Here is a 16,016-nt window from a genome sequence, read left to right as displayed (position 1 = left end):
TTAGGCTCAGCAGATGGTCGACACCACACCCGACGTGCCGATATCACCCGTCGACGCTGCGAGCTTCCAGCTCGGTGTGCACGTCCAGCCCTACCTGGTCACTATTGCCGGACTGCTCGCTCCTGGTGGCTTCGTCGATCGAGACGGTCGACCTGATCTAGTGCGACTTCACCGCACTCTCGCCGCTCACATCGCGCAGGAGCCGTTACTGCGGCAGCGACCGATCATGCGGAACGGGTCATGGTGGTGGACGGAAAACGACATCGACTTCGACCTCCATCTCTCGCTTGACGAACGCGGGCCTACAGAACCCGACTTCGAATCCGTCTGTGGTCGACTCGTGATGCAACCCCTCGACACCACCCGACCGTTGTGGCACATCGCCTTCGTTCCTGCAGCTCGACCGGGTCTGTGCGGCATTGTGATCCGAGTGCATCACGCGGTTCTCGACGGCGCCAGAGCCAGCGACCTTTTCGAGCGCTTGTTCGCCTCACCTGATTCGAAAAGTACCGACCCGGGCGCTCCCGTGCCGAACATCCCTCCGAAGGCCGCCGGTTCCCTCGACCTCCTCCGATTTCGAATCGGTACTTTCCTGCACCGGCCAATCCGATCACGGGTGTTGCTGGGCGCCATTGGTCCCACGAGATCGATCTCATCCGTCAACGTCCGCACCTCTCTGATCGAGCATGCCGCGCAGCAAGCGGGAGGCACTTTGAACGATGCCTATCTCGTTGCGGTGGGCGGCGGACTGCGATTCATCCTCCAAGAATGCGGCGAGCCCATCCCCAAGTCGATTGCGGTATCGGTACCCGTCGCAGTCACAGCGATCGGTAGCGCACGCAATGCCGTCGGGTTCATGATCATCGACCTTCCACTTCGTGAAACCGACCCACAACGCACAGTCGCGATCGTCGCGAAGCAAACCGCTGCGGCCAAACCTTCCGCACGCGCTGCGGGAACAACCTTTCGGTCACCGCGTATCGCCGGCGTTTTCGACAAGCTCGCAAAGCGGCAGCACATGATCGGTGCAGTCGCGTCCAACGTCCATGGACCGCGCGGCCCGCTCACGCTCGACGGGGCAGCGCTAGTCGAACTCTGGCCTCTGGGCCCGTTGGCGGGCAATGTCCGCGTCGGCTTCACCGCAGCGTCCTACAACGACACATTCTGGATCGGAATCCAGGCCGATGCCGAGCATCTCCCACCTGCAAGCAAGATCGCCCGAGCCGTCGAACGGACTCTCGACGAAATAGCCGGCACTGCACACTGACTGGATCTACTGCCACTATCCGATGCACCTCGCCGCTTGGGCAACGGATACTGTCGAGACGTCTCGACAACATCTCCACTGATTCGAGCCTGCAAGCCGGTGTCGTCACGACACGATCGTCACGAGGAAGGCGAAAGATGTTCACACCTGCAGAATTCGGCAAGGTCTCGGTACTGGTTCCTGAGAACGGTGGTGCCGTCCCCTACGGGAACACCGTGGTAGTGCACGGATCTGAAAGCACGCTCGTCATCGACCCTTCGCTCTCCCTCGACCGCGACCCCGTCGGCGCAGACCTCGTATTCGTCAGCCACGGGCACGAGGACCACATCGCCGGACTACGCCATTTCGACACCCCGGCCTATGCGCACCATCTCGACGCACCCGCAGTCGCATCCCTCGACACGATGCTCACCAATTACGGCCTTCCTCCGAACGAACGAGTCGAGGTCCAGCAGTCGATTGCTACGCAATACGGCATACCCCCGACCCACGAGAACGTGTCGGGGATCGCGGGCGGCCACGTCTTCGACCTCGGCGACCGCACTGCGACAGTCATTCATTTGCCAGGGCACACCCGCGGACACTGCGGGGTCCTCGTCGAACCAGACGGCTTCTCCTACGTCGCCGACATCGACCTCACCTCCTTCGGCCCGATGTACGGCGACCTGGGTAGCAGCGTCAACGACTTCCTCGACTCCATCGACCACGTCGCAACGATCGACGCACGCTGGTACGGAACATTCCATCAGAAGGGCGTGGTCGAGGGCAGCGACGAGTTCCGTCGCCGGTTGTCCGCATACCGCGACAAATTACTGAGCCGCGAAGACCGTCTCATCCAATTCCTCGGCGAACCAAAACTCTTGGAAGACATAGTTGCTCATCGACTCGTCTACCGCCCCCACGTATCGGCCCCGTACGTCGACGCCGTCGAACGACGGACAGCTCAGCTACACCTCGAACGACTCATCGCATCCGGTGCCGTCACAGTCGACGAAGACAAGGTGTTTCGCCGGACCCTCTGACATCCCTGGCGAACTGATCGCGCCTTTTCGGATACTTCCGAAAATCGGACCGAAGTTCACCGAAAAAAATCTGGCACTCGAGGTTGCAGAGTGCCAGTTTGGCTGGTTATCATGTTCTCGCACAGTAAGTTCGGTCGCCGTCGAGGTGACGGTGACCTTTCTTAGACGATACGGGAGGTGTGTTGCTGTGCTTCGTTTCGATCCTTTCACCGACATCGACGCGATCACCAAGTCCCTGCTTGCCACCGGAACCGGCAGCAGCCGAAGTCCACGCTTCATGCCGATGGATCTCTACAAGATCGATGACCACTACGTCCTTCACGCCGATCTTCCCGGCGTCGACCCAGGATCAGTGGACGTACAGGTAGACGGCTCGACCCTCACCCTGACCGCGCACCGCAGCGCCATTTCCGAAGAGGGAGTGACGTGGCTGGCCGGTGAGCGTTTCACAGGAACATACAGAAGGCAGCTGTCCATCAGCGAGGACATCGATTCCGAACGGATCGTCGCCTCATACGACAACGGCGTGTTGACCGTGACTTTGCCGATCGCAGAGAAGGCGAAACCGCGGCGGATCGAAATCTCGTCGGGGCCGCCGTCCCGCACCGCAAACTCCGAGGTGAAAACCCAAGGACAGATCGAAGCCTGACCTGAACGGCTTGGCACGAAATCGACTGTACGAGAGCCTTTCATCCAGGAGGTCCACTATGCCCGCGCCAATCATGGCCCCCGCCGCAGCTCTGGCTGAACCGGTCGTCTGGAACGAAGACCCGCAGCGGCAAGGCTGGTGGAAGCGCATCCTCGCGGCCACCCCGCCCGAGAACCCCACCAACGAAGAATTTCAACCCTGACAAAACCAGACCGTGTTCGCCGAATACGGTCACCCACAAATGAATTGATGCCTTCCGTCCGTCCACCGAGGCGGACGGAAGGCATTTACAGGCGCTCTACACACGTTCAGCTCGATGAAGCCTTCCGGCCGAACCGAAGAGCCATCACCTGCAGCAGGTCAGGAACCGCCCGAAATGGGCGAAGCAGGACGAAACACTCACACAACAAGGACGAAGCTCGCCGCCACCTGCCAACCGTGACTCGTACGGTTGAAATGTAGACGTCAGTGACTGCGCTGACGCTTACCGACCTCGTCGGTCCCCTGAATTGTGTGGCCGTCGAGGTCGTCTCATGTCTATACCCAAACTGAAAGTGGTCAGCCCTCAACCCTCGTCGGAGGAGATGCCGTCGCCAGACCCTCCAGAAGGATTGCCAGACCGCGCTCGAGTTCGTCCTGCCCGTCGTAGTGAGCCATGATCGTAGCCATCGACCGCAGTCTCGGAAACTCGGCAAGCGCAAGCCGATGCAGACCGAGCCGCAAGAGATCGTCCGTCTCCTCGGGATTTTCGACTATTTCCTGAAGCTCGTTGAGAATGTGCCCGTTGAGGAAGCCGAACACTGCTCGGTAGATGTGTAATGCGTCTTCAGGAGTGAAACCGGCCCGTATCAGCAGTTCGAGAATCGCTTCGACGTAGCGCAACGTCCCGGGAGGACGCAATCCGAGCGGGGTGGACAGCGGCCGAGTGACCAGCAAAGGAACCACGTTGGGGTGCGCGAGCGCGAGGCGGCGATACCCGTACGCAACTGCGTGCAGCTGCCCCCTCCAGTCGCGATCGGACGGGTCGACGACCAGTTGTTCGAGCACGGTCTCGACGACCCCGTCCAGCAGGGCCGCCTTGTTGGCCGCGTACCTGTAGAGAGTCATCGGATTTCTGTCGAGCGCTTTGCCCAGTCGGCGCATGGAGAGGCCGTCGGCACCTTCCTCGTCGATGATCGCCAACGCCGTCGAGAGTACGAGCGCCCTGGTGAGGGGCTCCTCGCGGTCCGCGGCGGGAATCAAACCCTTAGTGCGATCGGGCGAGTGTCCGGTCATCCACAAAACATACATCGTATGCCTACGCGTTGACAGAACAGTACGGCTGGTTTACTGTTCGGATACGCCCTATGCATACAACGTATACACACATCGTATACCCGGAATGTCCGGATTTACGTGGGCGCTCATCGATACGTCCCGGCGCCGGAGTCGGCGCGGACGTACGGACTCACTTTCGTCGCATGAGTCCCTTCTTCAAAGGATCGAAGATGAACAGAACATGACAGCACCCACCGCAACACGACGCTCGCGGTTCTTTCAATTCTCGGGTATTGCAACGATTTCCGTTTTCTCCGTCGGCATTCTCGTCTTGCCGGCCGGCACTGCCGGCGCGGAAGCGACTGCTGTCGGACTCGGCACCGCTGAGCCCTTTGCAGTCCTTGCCGGAGCAGGAATCACCAACACCGGACCGACAACCCTCGGCGGCGATATCGGCACGTATCCGACTCCAACCATCACCGGTGTATCGGACCTGACGATTACCGGCACCAATCATGGTGGCGACGCGGTATCGCAGGGAGCGAAACCCGACGTGTTGACTGCCTACAACACTCTTGCCGGTCAGGGACCCACACAACCGACGGGAGCCGACTTGACCGGTCGGACACTGGTTTCGGGTGTCTACAACTCCGGTTCGTCGATCGCACTGTCGGGAACCGTCACCCTCGACGCGCAAGGTGACCCCGATGCAGTCTTCGTCTTCCAAGCGGGATCAACGCTGATCACATCGTCGTCCAGCACCGTTGCACTGATCAACGGAACGCAGGCGTGCAATGTTTTCTGGCAGGTTGGAAGTTCCGCCACCCTCGGCACCAACTCCGTCTTCCGAGGAAACCTCTTGGCGCTGACAGACATTACTGCCACAACCGAGGCAACCGTCGAGGGTCGACTGTTGGCGATCAATGGCGCGGTCACTCTGGATACGAACACCGTTACGATCCCGACCTGTACGCCTCCTGTCACGACCACGACTCCGACCACTACGACGACTACGGTCCCGCCTGACACCGCGACAACTACCACCACGACTGTGGTCCCGCCGGAGGTGACTACAACCACGACGGTCGTCCCGCCGGAGGTGACTACAACCACGACTGGTACACCGGTGGAAGCGACGACCACCACACCAGGGCCGAACGGCACGACTACAACCACTGTGGACGTACCGCCGATCATCACGACCAGCCGAAACATTCCGTCCATACCCGAGATTCCCGGTCTCCCACCACTGCCGGGAATACCCCCCACCGTTCCCGGGACGGTAACCGTCCCGTCTCGGGTGCCGACGACGTCAGCTTCTCGAACGGGTGCCCCGACCACTCAACCGGTAGGCCCGGAATCCCCGAATGTTCGAGCCCCTCAGGTGCAGCAGGTACCACGAGGGTCGGTCGACACCGGTGACGGAAGCACACAATCCCAACGCGGCGGACAGTCCAGTGGAGGATGGATCGCCCTGCTCGTCGGCTTCTTCAGCGTCGTGGCTATGTCGGCCCTCGTCATCCGTCGGACGAGTCGATAGATGAAAGACGAAAACTCCGTGATGGCTCCGCGAACTCGCCGAGCCATCACGGCTCTCGCCCTTACTGTTTCAGTACTCGTAACGGTGGTCGGATGCGCCGGTGGACAATCCGACAGCGGAAATTCACAACCACACTCGTCGCCTCGACAAGACACCACATCCGCGCCGCGCGCCACTGACTCTGCACTACCCGAAAGGGCGCCGGTAACTGCTGACCACCGCCCCGCGCGACTCGAAATCCCGTCCATCGGCGTCGACACCGACATCATCGATCTCGGACTCGATACCGATGGAGCACTCGAGGTCCCACCGGATGGGAAGGACGCAGGGTGGTACACCGGCGCTCCCGCCCCCGGTGAGGTCGGACCGGCAATCATCGCCGGCCACGTCGACTGGCAAGGCACCGACGGGGTCTTCTTCGATCTGCGGAATCTCGAAACAGGAGCCGACATCATCGTCACCCGCGAAGACGGAAGTCGCGCAGTGTTCACCGCTACCAGTGTCGAACACTTCCCCAAAGAGGACTTTCCCACCGACGTTGTATACGGCGACATCGACCACCCCGGACTCCGGATCATCACGTGCGGTGGATCCTTCGACGAAACCGCACGCAGTTACAACGACAACATCATCGCATTCGCCGACCTGGCCTAACCGCCTGAGACGCCGCAGCACACCACTTCGAAAGTCCGCACGAACCGTTGGAGAGCAATGACCGTATTCCACTTTCCCGTGCTCGAGAAGTTTCGATGACAGACACCGACGACATTCGAGCGAGCGCCGAAGCAGGTGTCGACGCTCCTGCATGGCGGGATCGGAAGCGTTACTGGTGGCCGTTGGGATTGCTGATCCCGCTGAGTCCCTTCCTGTCCTGGCTGCTGGTCGAATATTTGCACCTCGGCCTGTTCTGGGCGACCGGTGCCTGGATCCTGATTCTCGTCATCCCGATCGTCGACGTCGCAGTCGGCGCAGATGGCCGCAGCCCACCCGACAACGTGATCGCGGCATTGCAGGACGACCGCTACTACCGCTGGTGTACCTACCTGTTCGTGCCACTTCAATACGCTGGCCTCGTCTTCGCCGCATGGTGTTGGGCGCACGCCCCGATGGCAACCGGAGAGAAGATCGCACTGGCGATGACCGTCGGCGTCGTTGCGGGCGTCGGTATCAATGCCGCACACGAACTAGGCCACAAGAGCAGCCGCCTCGAGCGGCGGTTGGCGAAAATTGTGCTCGCTCAATCGTTCTACGGGCACTTCTACATCGAGCACAATCACGGTCACCACGTCAACGTTGCGACGCCGCGCGATCCCGCCAGTGCTCGTTTCGGGGAATCGTTCTGGATATTCCTGCCCCGCAGCGTATTCGGAGGTCTGAAATCGGGCTGGCGGATCGAATCAGCACGCCTGCGCCGGCAGGGTTCACCCGCACTGTCGCCTCGAAACAACATCTTGCAGGCATGGTCGCTGAGCGCCGCACTGTTCGGGACGTTGATCACCTTATTCGGGTGGCAGATACTGCCCTGGCTGCTCCTGCAAGCCTTGGCCGGGATCACGTTCCTCGAGGCCGCAAACTACCTCGAACACTACGGATTGCTCCGTGCGCGAAGACAAGACGGCAGCTTTGTCAAAGCCCGGCCCGAAGACAGTTGGAACAGTGATCATCTCTTGTCCAATTTGTTCCTGTACCAATTACAACGACACAGTGACCATCACGCGAATCCGCGTCTGCGCTACCAATCTCTGCGCAGCGCTCCAACCGCTCCGCAACTCCCTGCCGGATACGCGGTGATGATCGTCTGCGCTGCCGTACCACCACTGTGGCGGCGGATGATGGATCACCGTGTCCTCGGCTACTACAACGGCAACGTCGAGCTCATTCACACCAAGGCGACGATATGAATGACAATGCCCGAGACGACCACAGCGACGGGCACTACACGGCCACCGGGCCGACCAAACACGCCAGAGCTGCGTACCAGCCGGCGCGCACCCGGCTCAGACGAGCCGCACCGAGCCTGGACGTCGTCGCTGCCGCGGAGTACCTGTTGACCCAGCCCGACGCATACCTCTATCGCCGCCGATACCTCGACCTGATCACTCAAACCCCCGGGCCCGACGGAACATCGATCACCGACTACGCCGCAGCTGAACGCTACCTACTTGTCACCGCTACCGCGCACCGCAGAACTCATAGTGAGGTTCGTCCATTGCCGGCACCCGGCGATTTTCTGTGAAGTGGTCACCGCAGTGTTTGATGCCAGAGAGTGACAACAGCCTGACGAATTCGGGAGCGCAGCATTTGTCATTTGCCATCACAGCTTTGATTCGCGCTCGCCAATGTCATCGAGGATCAAGAACTCGATCTTCGCTCGCTCCCCGTCCGCATCGAAGTCGTTGTCGCGGTCTGAGACACGCGTGATCAGTTCCGTCAGTGCCGCATGGATCGTCGTGTACAGAAATGCACGCGGGTCGGGCACCCCCATCACGTCGTCAGTGTTCATCTGTACCTGCGCCGTAGCGGTACGCCTGCCCAGAAATACACGCGGAAGCCGGATCCCGGTCGGATCGGTCACCACGGAGATGTCGCCACCAACGACAACAAACAGATCGAAGTCGTACTGCATCGCGATGCCCCTCAGCCGGTGTCTGAGCCGAGTCAACTCCTCGATGAAGTCAAGCGGCACCGACGGTCCACCGAATACTGTCCTGAACGTGACCCCGCGAGTCATCGATCTGCCCCCTTTACGAATCATCCATTTCAGGATCGAGGGCCATACCCTCTGTGTCCTTCACGCCAAGTGCTCGGGCATATCGACCGGCATACCGCTCCAGTGCGACTGCTGAATCGGCCTCACCTTCCCATTGATCCGGAATCGCGGTGCCGTCACACGTTGTTCGCGACACTTGCGCCTCGGAGAACTCGACAGCGGTCCGGGTGAAGGAACACCGCACAAAACTCGTGGCCGCCGAGAATCGTGCGCCGCCGAAAGTGCACTCCACGAATGAGGTATCGGCGAACTGCGCACCAGTCAGGTCTGTGTCGTCGAATGCGCATCGTTCGAACACAGTATTGGGCACGGAGCGGAGCCCGCGTGCTTTGGCTCCAGTGAAATCGCAATCGACGACCCTCGGTCCGAGCGCCAGACGAGAGAGCGTCGCACCCCGGAAACTGCACCGTTCGAATCGGCGATTGAAACGGGGCTGTCCGGTCAGTGCCACGAAATCGAAACGGCAGTCGAATAATTCGGATTCGAAGACGGAGATCGGACCCCGAGCGTAACTCAGATCAATCCGTTCCAACGTGAGATACCGGATGTCCAATCCAGCGCTACCCGCTGTCAGGCCACGCACATCGATCAGCCCGTCATCGGTCTCCGCCCATGGGGAGACGAGAGTGTGGGGCGGCTTGACGATCCGCGACTGATCGAGCAGCTGCGCCCGTAAATTATCGACGCCCTCATCTGACCAACGTCGACGTAGGGAGGTGATCGCGGACCGGTTCACGGGCTCAATAGTATCGGCAAGATCCCCAGCGATTGGCCGTGGCTGCCCAAGAAGCGAACCACCACACATCAGTACTTCGGTAGGAATCACTTCTCGGAGCGCGCAAAACAGCCGGACCGTGAAATGCACGGCCCGGCTGCAGCGCTCACGCGCACGAAGTGGAACTCGGAGTCAACTGGGGTACTGAAACCGGTCGTGTACGAGCCGTTGACTCATCCCCGGATCAGTATCGAATTATCAACTCTCACAAGTTGATCACGTCGCCCACAAGGATCTGATCGGGATTGACGATCTGCGGATTCATGTCCCACACCTGCTGCCAGGTGAGACCTCGTTCCGTCGCGAGGTCGAACAATGTATCACCGGCTGCAACGACTACCTCTGAGCCGGGCGCTGGAGTCTCCGACTCCGGAATGCTTTCTACCGGTACAGATTCGGATGCCTCAGAGTAGACAACGGGAGCAGGCGCCGGTTCCGGTGCAAATTCGGGTGCTACGTCCTGTGCCGGCGCGGGCGCGGGAACAATACTCGACCCGGTATCGCACGCCCCGATCGAACTCAGGAAGGACATGGGATCGACGGCGCCTCCACTGTGAATGCGGAGATGCAGATGTGGGCCGGTGGAGCTACCGGTGTTACCCGTTGCCCCGATCTCGTCGCCTACCTCGACGTGTTGCCCCACACCGACCCATGTTTCGGAGAGGTGGCCCATCTGAATCTGCTCGCCACTGTCCGCTTCCAACTGGATGTACGTTCCATATCCACCCGGATCATTGGGTCCGGCAACAGAAATCGTGCCCGATGTGGGCGCGTGGAGCGCGGTGCCGACGTTGACAGCGAAGTCGACTCCGTCATGTCCCGCGTGGTAACCCTGCGAAAGTGATCCGCTTACCGGCCACTCCCAATTGCAACTCGCCGACCAGCCCTGCGCACCGGCGGTACCTGCATTGGCTACTGCTCCGGCCCCCACAAGGGCGCCCAGTCCCGCAGTTACGGCGATGAATCGTTTTGTGCTGGAAGGCTTGTGTTTTCTGTGCTTACTCATGTTTTCCTTGACTGATGTGCTCGGAGCAGGTGCAGGCTCTACCCGCAGACAGCACTCAATACGTGCTGAGCTACTCGGTGTATCGCACCAAGACTCCGTTGGAGTGAGATGTTCGGATCGCGCCATGGAGAGAGGTACGGTGACCGCTCTCGAACGCGAGCGCGCGCATAGACCCGCAGGTCTGCATCTCCTGGTGACAGCACAGGAGATACGGGTTCTACATCGAGGCAGTGCCTGAATCGATCGTTGATCGAGGACTACGAATGCCGGAACAAACCGAAGGCTTCTCATTCGAAGATCGACAGGGTGGGTGTCTACCCGGATGGTCGGAAAGGGGGTGGAACATGGAGATCCTTGCGTTGCGGATGAGGAATCACCTCATACGCTGTCGCTTCACGACGCTCCACACCACGGTTGAATTACCTGGGTACATACCTGTTTTTGCGCATTCGACCCGACCGGTCGATATCAGGCGCGCCTTCGGTAGATGGCATCTGTTCGAACAATCGCCAGTGCCCCATGTCACTTCTGGAGACGATACCGCGTCTTGGTCACCTGGCGCGTCAGCGTTACCGAGATGGGACATACAGGCAGCATTGCTCCTACAAGCCGAACGGGAGACCAGTGCACGTTCCCGGCATCGGAAACGCGTGCTGATCTCCCGTTCGGCGAGTTGTTGCCTAGTGGATCTACTGCTGAGTCGAAGCTACTTTCTCGGCTGCGTGGTGAGCGGCAATGTATCCGTAAACCAGCCCCTGGCCGATCGTTGCACCGGCGCCCGGGTAGGTGTGACCGAATGCGTTGGCCGCAGTATTGCCGATCGCATACAGGCCGTCGATCACGCTGCCGTCCTCACGAAGCACGCGTGCATGCTCGTCCGCCTGCACACCGCCGCAGGTGCCGAGGTCGCTGAGCGTCATCTTCACCGCGTAGAGGGCACTCGTGTCGAGCTTCCTCAGGTTCGGGTTCGGGGACACTGTCGGGTCGCCGTAGTACCGATCGTATGCACTTCCGCCGCGACCAAATTCCGCATCGCTACCGGCAGCAGCGGCCTCGTTGAACTTCTCGAAGGACTCGGCAAAAGCCTCCTCGGGAAGACCGACCTTGCGGGCAAGCTCGACCGGACTGCTCGCCTTGTGCGCGATGCCGGAGTCGAAGAATGCCTGCGGAAGCGGCTGACGAGGGAAGATACCGCCTGCGAACACGTAGCTGTTGCGGTACTCCTGGTCGAAAACAAACCACATCGACTCGGCCGGATCTCCGGCCTTTTCCCGTTCGAGCACGCGCTGGCCGAACGACATGTAGTCCGTCGCCTCGTTCACGAATCGACGACCGGTCTGGTCGACGATGAACGAGCCTGGCAGCGCACGCTCTGCGAGCATCACCATCGGCGGGCGGCCCTTGATGCTTGCCACCGCGGGGAACCACCACGACTGATCCATCGATCCGATACCTGCGCCGAGCTCTTGTGCTGCCTCGATCGCTTCGCCGGTGTTGCCCTCTGCGCCCAGGCTCTCGTGCTCACCGAGGCTCTCCGACTGGTACTTGTGGCGCCACTCCATGTTGTGGTCGAACCCGCCGGCTGCCAGAACGACACCACGCCGAGCGGTCACCGTCACTTCACGTCCGTCTTGCACCACAACTGCACCCGTTACGCGGCCATCTTCGGTGATGAGCCGAACCAACGACGTTTCCGTCCACACCGGGATACCGGCCTGGACCACACCTGCGAACAGGCCGGCGGCGAGCGCCTGACCGCCTGCGATGTATTCACGCTTGAGTACGTACTTGCCGTAAACGCCCTGCGCCAGGCGGCGGATGATGCGAGGGAAAGCCTTGCTCGGCTTCTTCACCATCAGGTTCATCCACTTGTAGTCCGCACCTGTCACCGGCATCGGCAGTCCGGCTTCCATCAAACCGGGCCGCAGGCGACCGCGTTCCGCGCCGAGTACCGACGCGTCGAACGGCAGGCACTCGCAGGTACGTCCGGCGGCGCTACCTCCCGGCAGTTCGGGGTGGTAATCGGAGTATTCCTTGGCCCAGAAGAACTTCATGGGCGTCGTGCGGTAAAGCATGTCGACGGTGGCCGCACCGTTGTCGACGAATGCCTCCCCACGTTGGGCAGGGGCAGTATCACCGACCACCGACCGCACGTATGTCTTCGCGCGCTCAACGGTGTCGCCCGCACCGGCTTTCGCCAAGATCGGGTTGGCAGGCATCCAGAACGCTCCACCGGACCGCGCCGTCGAACCGCCAACGTACTGCGTCTTCTCCACGATCAGCGTCGACAAGCCGAGCTCGTTCGCGGTGAGGGCGGCAGCCATGCCGGTACCGGACCCGATCACCAGTAGATCGACAACGATGTCCTTGGCTTGTGTCGCGGGGGGTGCCTGATTCTTCGCCATTGAACAAATCCCTTCACGTGGTTATCGACGTAGAACGCTAAGGCAGTCGCGGCGCAGAAGGTTCCGGATGCCCAGTCAGCGGGACATTGCGAGTGGATTGGCGAAGAACGGCTCCTGCCACGGGTCGGGCTTTGTGCCCGCCCCAGCAGAATCGCGGCTTGCCTTCTTCGATGTCTACGCTGCTCACGTGAGGACAAATCCCAGCTTCGGCATCGTCGACGAAACGCTCGGCACCCTTGCCCGCGGCATGCTTCCCCGCCTACGCCACGTCTTCGAGCAGCACCAGGCTCTTCACCGTCAGGCCGTCGAAGCGATTGTCAACGTCTGACAGACTCGTGCGGTTTGCATTTCATGGACGGGTACTGGCCGGCGGTTCGCTTCAACGGCGACGATGGCGTCGTCGAGGTGACTGTCGAATCCTGACCGCGATCCTCGTCTCGGACTATCGGCTGATGTTCCTCGGCACTGATGAAGAATAATCATCTACATGAAATGGAACACCCCTACAGAGACCGGCTGGTTCGTCAACCTTGCCGAAGGTGGTTCGGCCGTATCGATATTCGATCCGTCGGGGAACGTTCAAGGCGAACTGATTCCCGCATCCGACGACGGATCGGAGAGCGTTGCCGGCGGGCGGAAGAAATCGTCAACAGCCGAGCAGGATCGATCCAGGCTCACATTCCGCAAAGGCCGACCTGCATCACTTCGATTGTCCGACGGAACGATCGGGACCCTGATCGACCAGAAGCCCAAGGCCATGCGCCGCAAGAACAAGCTGTGCGAAGTCGATATCGCGGGCAGAACATACCTCTTCGTTCATTCATCGGGCCGAAAGGCAACAGCCCGGCGTGACGGAATCGCATTGGCACACATGGAACGTGGCCGATGGTCGGGTAGAAGTACCGTCGCCAGAAGAACCCTCACGGCAACGGACGCCCTTGACGAATGTGTCCTGACACTGTTTCAGAAGGTAGTCACACCTGGACGTACCGGCGCCTTCGATCAGGTACTGACCGACCTCAGCAACATATGACGTACGCCATATTCGGTGGATCTCAACCGCACTCGAGATACTGACTTTCAACTCTCAGGTCCACGGACATGCCTTGGACACAATGAGTTTCACATCTCGGAGCGGAACGCTGAAACCAGATCATGGTCAATGTCGACGCTTTGAACACGCTCGCCCAGCGATTGTCGCCAGGTGCGATGATCACAGATCCAGATCTACTCCAGTCCTATCGGCAGGACTGGAGTTTCGATCCCGCAGCCGGAACACCGGTTGCCGTAGTACGTGCTTCGACGACGGCAGAGGCGGTTCGACGGACGGCATCTGAGGCCGCCACATGTAGCGAATAGCGACGAGTACCTGAATTCTCCAGTGCAACCGGATATGGTGAGGCTGTCGTCTTCAATGCGGCGATGCAAGAAGGGAAGCTGCGACCAAGACGTTACGTCGGGCAAGACAAGTAAATCACCTGGACATGGCTGGAGGCCTCCGTGATGAATCTCGTTCGCCGACTGAGCGTCTGCACATCCGTCGTGATCGCTTCTACTCTGACGTCGGTGGCGCTCGCATCCGCCGCGGTGACCATTCCATTCCAGGTCAACCCTGCGCCGTACGGCAACCCGAACGGCAGCTTCGACGCGCCGGCAGTCCGCTGCGTAGCTGTCGTCGGCGAACTACCTGGCACGGTGACGATCACCGGAGGCAATGAAGGCCGGTGGGGATGCCTGCTCTCGTCCGAAGTGCGCTGGTTGAACCTTTCGACCGGGGCCTCCGGCTCCGCTCGGCTCTCGGACGGTCTCAACGGAGTCCCAGCAGAGGCGATCGTGCAGACCGGGACCGGTCAAGTCGCTGTTGCCGTGCTGTCTGTGGCCGGATCCATCATCACCCCAGGTGTCACATCGTTCTACGTGCCGTAGCACCAGAACTCCGCATCACCGGCACCGTGGGACCTAAGGTCCTGTTTACCGACCCGTCATCCCGGTTAGCCTGAAAAGACGCTACCGAGAGGACACTCATGACCTCGTCAGTGCACGAAACGATCTCCGTGGATCTGGATTTGATCGACCTGTACAAGGACCTCCACAGCCATCCGGAACTGGGGTTTCACGAGCAACGAACATCCAGTCTGGTGGAAAGACATTTAACAGCACTTGGATTCGACACCACCACCGGTGTCGGGACAACCGGAGTCGTCGGAGTCCTGAAGAACGGAGCGGGCCCCACAGCGCTGCTGCGTGCGGACATGGACGCCCTCCCGGTTCGGGAAGAAACCGGATTGGACTACGCCAGCACCGTGACAACGACCGACGACCAGGGGAAGACCGTCTCGGTCAGCCACGCGTGCGGCCATGACCTGCATACGACCTGCTTACTCGGTGCAGCCCGGATCCTCTCGCAGGACACGACGACCTGGTCCGGCACTCTTGTCCTCGTCTTCCAACCGGCGGAGGAACTTGGCGCGGGTGCGCAAGCCATGGTCGACGACGGACTGTTCGAGCGATTCCCGAAGCCCGACATCGTTCTCGGCCAACACGTATCGCCGCTACCGGCAGGCACGATCGCCGGGCACGCCGGCCCCTCGTATGCGGGATCGGACTCACTTCGTGTGAGACTGGTCGGAAAGGGCGCCCACGGATCTATGCCGGAGAACTCGGTCGATCCCGTGGTCATGGCGGCCGAAACCGTGTTGCGTTTGCAAACTGTCATCTCACGCGAGGTCCCGAGCACTGCAACAGCTGTCCTCACCGTCGGCTCCATCCATGCTGGAGATGCCGCCAACGTCATTCCCGGCGAAGCAGAACTGCAACTCAACATCCGCAGCTACGACGCAGTTGTGCGTCAGCGCATCCTGGACAGCGTCGACCGCATCGTCCAGGGCGAAGCGGCCACCGCCGGCGCTCCCACCCCACCGACCATCACCGAGACGGAGCACTTTCCGATCGTCGTCAATGACCCGGCGGCGCTGGACAAGACACTTGATGCGTTTGCCGAATGGTTGGGGACGAACAAGATTCTCGATCCCGGCGCAGGAGCAGGTAGTGAAGACGTCGGCATTCTCGCGACCAGTGCCGGTGCGCCACTGTCGTACTGGTTGTTGGGCGGTACCGACCCTTCACTGTTCACGACAGGTGACATGACCGATCCGGCTTTGCGAACCGTGCCGTCGAACCACTCTCCGCACTACGCTCCCGTGATCGAGCCGACCCTGACCATCGGTGTGAACGCCTTGGTCGTCGCGGCCAGGACGTGGCTCCCAACTCCCTAGAGTGTTGCGGGTCCGCAATCGATCGATCGTCCATGCGATCAAGGCTGCAA

The 16,016-nt window shown here is 60.7% G+C and carries 17 protein-coding genes; 12 read left to right on the top strand and 5 right to left on the bottom strand.

Annotated features, from left to right (window positions below):
- Positions 1-13: 13 nt before the first annotated feature.
- The 4 genes from ACN50D_RS20005 (at position 14) to ACN50D_RS19990 (ending at position 3,140) form a co-directional block, all read left to right on the top strand.
- Positions 14-1,267: a wax ester/triacylglycerol synthase domain-containing protein gene (locus ACN50D_RS20005; RefSeq protein ID WP_054780856.1), complete on the top strand. Its 1,254-nt coding sequence runs from the start codon at positions 14-16 to the stop codon at positions 1,265-1,267.
- 137 nt (positions 1,268-1,404) lie between these two features.
- A complete protein-coding gene (locus ACN50D_RS20000; RefSeq protein WP_212633938.1) occupies positions 1,405-2,289 on the top strand; it encodes an MBL fold metallo-hydrolase in 885 nt (294 codons plus the stop codon).
- Positions 2,290-2,476: 187 nt separating this feature from the next.
- Positions 2,477-2,938, top strand: a complete 462-nt coding sequence (locus tag ACN50D_RS19995; protein ID WP_007726499.1) for an Hsp20/alpha crystallin family protein — start codon at positions 2,477-2,479, stop codon at positions 2,936-2,938.
- 58 nt (positions 2,939-2,996) lie between these two features.
- Positions 2,997-3,140, top strand: a complete 144-nt coding sequence (locus tag ACN50D_RS19990; RefSeq protein WP_165639161.1) for a hypothetical protein — start codon at positions 2,997-2,999, stop codon at positions 3,138-3,140.
- 356 nt (positions 3,141-3,496) lie between these two features.
- Here ACN50D_RS19990 and ACN50D_RS19985 read toward each other — a convergent pair whose 3' ends face one another.
- A complete protein-coding gene (locus ACN50D_RS19985) occupies positions 3,497-4,213 on the bottom strand; it encodes a TetR/AcrR family transcriptional regulator C-terminal domain-containing protein (protein WP_042452349.1) in 717 nt (238 codons plus the stop codon).
- A 223-nt stretch (positions 4,214-4,436) separates the two neighbouring features.
- On the opposite strand from ACN50D_RS19985, the gene ACN50D_RS19980 reads away from it, so the two are divergent.
- From ACN50D_RS19980 to ACN50D_RS19965, 4 genes are all read left to right on the top strand, one after another.
- Complete coding sequence (locus ACN50D_RS19980; RefSeq protein WP_212633937.1) at positions 4,437-5,735, top strand: ice-binding family protein; 1,299 nt, start codon at positions 4,437-4,439, stop codon at positions 5,733-5,735.
- Positions 5,736-6,389 carry a class F sortase gene (locus tag ACN50D_RS19975; RefSeq protein WP_058038921.1) on the top strand — a complete coding sequence of 218 codons (654 nt, stop codon included), beginning with the start codon at positions 5,736-5,738 and terminating at the stop codon, positions 6,387-6,389.
- Positions 6,390-6,484: 95 nt separating this feature from the next.
- A complete protein-coding gene (locus tag ACN50D_RS19970) occupies positions 6,485-7,636 on the top strand; it encodes an alkane 1-monooxygenase (protein ID WP_054826870.1) in 1,152 nt (383 codons plus the stop codon).
- Positions 7,633-7,971 carry a hypothetical protein gene (locus ACN50D_RS19965; protein WP_212633936.1) on the top strand — a complete coding sequence of 113 codons (339 nt, stop codon included), beginning with the start codon at positions 7,633-7,635 and terminating at the stop codon, positions 7,969-7,971. Before ACN50D_RS19970 ends, ACN50D_RS19965 begins: the two co-directional genes overlap by 4 nt.
- A gap of 78 nt (positions 7,972-8,049) precedes the next feature.
- Here ACN50D_RS19965 and ACN50D_RS19960 read toward each other — a convergent pair whose 3' ends face one another.
- From ACN50D_RS19960 to ACN50D_RS19945, 4 genes are all read right to left on the bottom strand, one after another.
- Positions 8,050-8,466, bottom strand: coding sequence for a hypothetical protein (locus tag ACN50D_RS19960; RefSeq protein ID WP_042452357.1), 417 nt, complete (start codon positions 8,464-8,466; stop codon positions 8,050-8,052).
- 13 nt (positions 8,467-8,479) lie between these two features.
- Positions 8,480-9,241 (bottom strand): pentapeptide repeat-containing protein, encoded by a 762-nt coding sequence (locus ACN50D_RS19955; protein ID WP_125050406.1) that lies wholly within the window; start codon positions 9,239-9,241, stop codon positions 8,480-8,482.
- Positions 9,242-9,485: 244 nt separating this feature from the next.
- Entirely contained in the window at positions 9,486-10,286 is an 801-nt protein-coding gene (locus ACN50D_RS19950; RefSeq protein WP_231917217.1) for a peptidoglycan DD-metalloendopeptidase family protein, read from the bottom strand.
- A gap of 689 nt (positions 10,287-10,975) precedes the next feature.
- On the bottom strand, positions 10,976-12,691 hold the full coding sequence (locus tag ACN50D_RS19945; RefSeq protein ID WP_003943733.1) for a 3-ketosteroid-delta-1-dehydrogenase: 1,716 nt from the start codon (positions 12,689-12,691) through the stop codon (positions 10,976-10,978).
- Positions 12,692-12,878: 187 nt separating this feature from the next.
- On the opposite strand from ACN50D_RS19945, the gene ACN50D_RS19940 reads away from it, so the two are divergent.
- The 4 genes from ACN50D_RS19940 (at position 12,879) to ACN50D_RS19925 (ending at position 15,966) form a co-directional block, all read left to right on the top strand.
- Positions 12,879-13,019, top strand: coding sequence for a hypothetical protein (locus tag ACN50D_RS19940; RefSeq protein ID WP_212633935.1), 141 nt, complete (start codon positions 12,879-12,881; stop codon positions 13,017-13,019).
- 159 nt (positions 13,020-13,178) lie between these two features.
- Complete coding sequence (locus ACN50D_RS19935; protein ID WP_064114287.1) at positions 13,179-13,724, top strand: hypothetical protein; 546 nt, start codon at positions 13,179-13,181, stop codon at positions 13,722-13,724.
- Between the two features lie 470 nt (positions 13,725-14,194).
- Positions 14,195-14,617 (top strand): hypothetical protein, encoded by a 423-nt coding sequence (locus tag ACN50D_RS19930; RefSeq protein ID WP_003943727.1) that lies wholly within the window; start codon positions 14,195-14,197, stop codon positions 14,615-14,617.
- A 98-nt stretch (positions 14,618-14,715) separates the two neighbouring features.
- The gene (locus ACN50D_RS19925) at positions 14,716-15,966 is read left to right on the top strand and encodes an amidohydrolase (protein ID WP_003943659.1); all 1,251 of its coding nucleotides are present in this window, start codon (positions 14,716-14,718) and stop codon (positions 15,964-15,966) included.
- Positions 15,967-16,016: the final 50 nt, after the last annotated feature.

This window comes from Rhodococcus sp. SB1D (assembly GCF_048573875.1).
GTDB classification, from domain to species: Bacteria; Actinomycetota; Actinomycetes; order Mycobacteriales; family Mycobacteriaceae; genus Rhodococcus_F; species Rhodococcus_F qingshengii.
This window is presented reverse-complemented; position numbering and strand designations above follow the sequence as displayed.